At 35.1% G+C, this 1599-nt stretch carries 1 protein-coding gene and 1 tRNA gene; one reads left to right on the forward strand and one right to left on the reverse strand.

All coding sequences use genetic code 11. The features are described from left to right. Window positions 1-385 precede the first annotated feature (385 nt). Window positions 386-1078, forward strand: coding sequence for a leucine-rich repeat domain-containing protein (locus GO685_RS05175; protein WP_175937861.1), 693 nt, complete (start codon window positions 386-388; stop codon window positions 1076-1078). A 375-nt stretch (window positions 1079-1453) separates the two neighbouring features. On the opposite strand, the gene GO685_RS05180 is transcribed toward GO685_RS05175, so the two are convergent. Next, a tRNA-Glu gene (locus GO685_RS05180) sits at window positions 1454-1528 on the reverse strand. Window positions 1529-1599 lie beyond the last annotated feature (71 nt).

Below are 1599 nucleotides of genomic sequence, written 5' to 3' on the forward strand. Positions count from 1 at the left end.
TAACCTCCTATTGTTGCTAAAATACTGGAGTTTACCCTATTTCTCTCTCTACTCTCTTTCTAATCCATAGTTAGCGTTAATAAAATTCCTGGATGCCAGTGTCAAGCACTGGCATGACACCCTAGTAGTAGCCTCAAATCACAATGTTCGTACAGTTGTGCCAAATCATCTAAAATTGATAGACTTCAAGAAAAACAAGATACCGCTATTATGGAGTGAGCAGCTCAAGAAGTTCTACAACTCAACAGAAAAAGCTGCTTAGAAAAGGGATATGTGAGCGTCTTTACATATAAATCTTATATGATTTTTAGCATTACATAAAGTGGTTGACAGTTACTGAAATGCCATATAAGGTATTCCCATAATATATTAATCAGAGGGTAAAGTGGATTTTAGTCAATACGTAAAAGGTAACGCTTTAAAAGTATCAAATACTACAATCAATATAAGCGAGTTAGTAAGTTTTTTACAAAATAATGCACAAATTAAAAAGCTTTCCTTACCGTATTGCAATATTAGTGATGAAGATGCAAGAGAATTAGCTAAACTTACAAATCTTACTTCACTTAATTTGGAAGGGAACAAAATTGGTAAAAGAGGTGCAGATGCCTTAGCTAATGGTAATCTTGCAAATCTTATTTCACTTAATTTAAGGTGGAACAGAATCGGTAAAAAAGGCATAGAAGCTTTAGCTAATGGTAACCTTATAAATCTTAATGAACTTGATTTAAGGTGGAACGGAAATAGTGAAAAAGATGCAGGGTTAGCTGTTAAACATATTCTTACTTCACTGAAAAAGAGACATATAGAGGAAAAGTTAAAAGAAGAAAGCCAAAGTAGAGTAAAGGAAATGGAAGAAAGACATCAAGCCGAATTAACGAGACTAAGGAAAGAAACCCAGAGCAGAATAAAAGAAATAGAAGAGAGGCATCAAACTGAAATGACAGCATTAAGAAGGAAAAGTCATCCGGGTAGCAAGTTAAATAAGGTACAGCCAATATCGCGTGACCAGTCAATGAGCTCTTCACATTCTGACGATAGTGATATTGAGATAATCAGTAGATCACAATGCCGTTAACCTGGAAAGTTTCGTTATAGCTACTGTGTAGGCTGAACGTGAAAAAGTAAAATGCGGGTAGCGTGCCGCAGATGTGGTGTACTATCTTACGCTTCTTTAATATTGAATTAGATCTTAACTAGATCAACCATGTTCATGCAAAAAACAGTTCTCTTTAGCGTCACAAGAAATGCGTTTATTTACTTTTCTCAAAATAGCAAAAAAGTACCCACCTTTTTGAGAAAAATAACGGGAAATTAACAGATTATGGAAAGCAAATGGTAAACTTTAGGTAAATAATTAAAAGCAAAAGGTCCTATGGGTGGCTAAAACAGGCTATTGTAGCGGATTTATGCCATGCCAAATTATTATAAAGAGGGGTCCATAAAGCACGATTGGTGACTCTTACGGGATTTGAACCCGTGTTACCACCGTGAAAGGGTGGTGTCCTAACCACTAGACGAAAGAGTCAATACAAGTTAACTAAGTTATACTGATTGTTCATATAAAATCAATTCAATTGTTTCATAGTGAAACAGAGA

This window comes from Wolbachia endosymbiont of Madathamugadia hiepei, from assembly GCF_013366855.1.
In the GTDB taxonomy this organism is placed as follows: Bacteria; Pseudomonadota; Alphaproteobacteria; order Rickettsiales; family Anaplasmataceae; genus Wolbachia.